Annotated in this window: 2 protein-coding genes; both read right to left on the bottom strand. The window is 61.0% G+C overall.

The window, feature by feature from the left end:
- A partial coding sequence (locus B9A23_RS21995; RefSeq protein ID WP_084281534.1) for an ATP-binding protein occupies positions 1 to 1,595 on the bottom strand: 1,595 nt, incomplete at its 3' end.
- A 333-nt stretch (positions 1,596 to 1,928) separates the two neighbouring features.
- On the bottom strand, positions 1,929 to 2,366 hold the full coding sequence (locus B9A23_RS21985; RefSeq protein WP_084281532.1) for a hypothetical protein: 438 nt from the start codon (positions 2,364 to 2,366) through the stop codon (positions 1,929 to 1,931).
- Between the last annotated feature and the right edge of the window lie 86 nt (positions 2,367 to 2,452).

The raw sequence follows: 2,452 nt of genomic DNA, 5'->3' as shown, positions 1-2,452 counted from the left end.
CCCACTCCATTAGGGTTGCCAGAGACGAAACGGAGCCCGTGATCGTCCCTGCCTTCGCCGCTGTTGCGCCACAGGAATCCGCGTTCAATGCGGCCCACGCGGAACAGGCGATCCATTGCCGCCGAAAGCTGATCCCTCGTACAACCACGCGCCTCAGGCATGGTTGAGAAGACCTTCGGGGCAAAGTTTGCGCCGCTCTTTTCAGAGACGGCACGACGCTCCGAAAGACGCTGCTCAAGGCAGGCTTCGAAGCACTCGTTCTCGAAATTGGCGCGGCTGACTTCACGCAGCTCGGCCACTGCATCTTCGGGCAGATCGGCATCACGGACGAAGGCCCAGTCATGCCAACGAAAGTGTATTTCCTCGCCCTTCTTGCCATAGTTGGCCTTTGACTTGCGCAGCACTCGACCGTCGTCGCCGAGGAAGTTCCCGTCGCTGTCCTTGTCGGCCCAGTCGAGAAACAGGCGGTTGCGTACGTGCGCAGACCAGCCTGTGGACCCGCTGTATTCGTTGCCCTGCTTATTGCCCTGAGCGTGCTGCTTGTTGGGGTGGGCGAGCAGAATCACCGAGCCGTTGATCTTCTCGGACATGCGCTCGAGTAGGCCGAGAAAGGCAGCGACATCGTGGCGCGCATTCTCGTTGCCGGGGAACAGGTGTGCGGCATTGTCGAGAAAAACCAAGCCCGCACCAAACGAAACGCACTTGCGCTCAATCTGGTGGAAGCGGGGCGCGATCTGAAGCTTACCGTCCGCATCGAATGTGCCGAGCTCGTTGCCGATCACGCCTTTCAGCGAGATCAGCAGCAGCTTTCCTGACAGGTCCGCCATTGTGAGCCCAAGCGAGTTGTTGATGTCCTCCTGACGCCTCCAGAGCTCCTCAATCGGATCTTCGCAGGTGATATACACCGTTGGCACGTGCTCAATTTCGAGCCCGAGGAAGGGCAAGCCGGCAGCGGCGCATGTTGCCATCTGTTGAGCGATGAGTGACTTGCCCACTCCTTCCTGGCCGGAAAGAAGACCGCAGGCGCCACGGATCACCCAGCCTTGGAGAATGAACTCTCGGGCGGGAGGCATCTTGCCAATCCACTCTGCGGGGTCGAATGCGGGCAATTCAGGGCAGTCATCTCCGGCGCCATCGGGTCGAATGACAGTGTCGACCTTGCTGATGATGTTGGCGGTTGGTGTCGCCAGGTCGACGCATGACTGCACGGCCAAGGATAGGCCATCACGAATCCGCCGGCGCACGGCAAGGTCGTGGACCTGCAATGCCATGTCGAGAGGAGCGAGCAAAGCAAGCGAACTGCCCGTGAGACGCGCGAGATATGACAGCCCTCCGACCTGAGCGAGCTGCTCGTCGCTCTCGAACATCGGCTTCAGGATAATCGGATTCACACCCTTGCCGGTCGCGTGAAGGGCAAGGATTGTCGAGAAAAGGCGAGCGTGGATATCAATCGCGAAGTCCGCCGCTACGACTTTGCGCGCTGCATCATCGATGATGCTGTTATCGATCATCATGGCGCCGAGCACTGCGCCCTCGGCCTCGACGTTCGTTAAGGGGTCGGGCTGGCCCGGGCCCAAGGAGACGACGTTCGCCACGCTCACACAGCCCCCTGATGATTGCAGCCGAAGTCCTTGCGGACGCCGCACTTAGGGCAGGGGTCGCGGTCCACACGCGTGAGGCTGTCAAAGCGCCCGACGCGATCTTGCACCATGTTAAGATATGGCGCGGTCGCACGACGAGTGCGCCCCTGATGATCGAGGTTCAAGCGCTCCAGTCCTGCAACATCGATGAATGCGCTGCTCAAAGCCACCCGTCCCTTTTCAGAATTTCGTATTTGGCTTGCCGTTCGCCAGCCCGCGTTTCCTGAGCGGCGATGCGCATCAGCACATCACGCAGCACCTCACGGATATGGACGGTTCGTGCGTACCTCACGCCGCGATCCTCCCAATCGTCGGCATTCCCTGTTCCACCAGCCATTCGAAAGCTGCCTCAGGCGTGAAAAAGCAGGCAACTGGAAAGCCCTGACGGAACAGCTTGTTGCACTGGTCGATCTGCGCCTGGCTGAGTTCGCCCGCGCGCCCCGCTGCGGTGTAGCCCTTCATCTCGACAAAGGCCTGACCGCGCACGCCCCAGGTCACCGTGTAATCGGGATAGCCAGCCACCACGCCCATGGCTTTCGCCTTGATGTGGTTGTGCTTGCCCTCGTTCTTCGAGTGCTGGATCGTCGCCTGCGGTGCCAGCTGGTGGACGTATTTCACCAGCGTCTTGCAGCGCGCATCCTCGCCGAGGATGCGATTACCGTCGGGCTTCTGCACGTAGAACAGCGGCTCTTCGCGCAGAGAGGATTCGAGAGCGCCCCAGTTCATGCGGCCTCACGAAGGCGGCGAGCGGCGACGGTGTCGCGCAGCTTGGCGAGCAGCTGGTCGAAATCACGGGTGCCGCGGCGGGCATG

It is taken from the genome of Novosphingobium sp. B1, from assembly GCF_900176395.1.
Taxonomy (GTDB): Bacteria; Pseudomonadota; Alphaproteobacteria; order Sphingomonadales; family Sphingomonadaceae; genus Novosphingobium.
Note: the sequence above shows the minus strand (reverse complement) of the source record. Positions and strands in the feature narration are given on the sequence as shown.

Excerpts from the sequence above, each read along its gene's own strand:
- B9A23_RS21985 (WP_084281532.1), bottom strand. The coding sequence starts at position 2,366 with ATGAACTGGGGCGCTCTCGAATCCTCTCTGCGCGAAGAGCCGCTGTTC.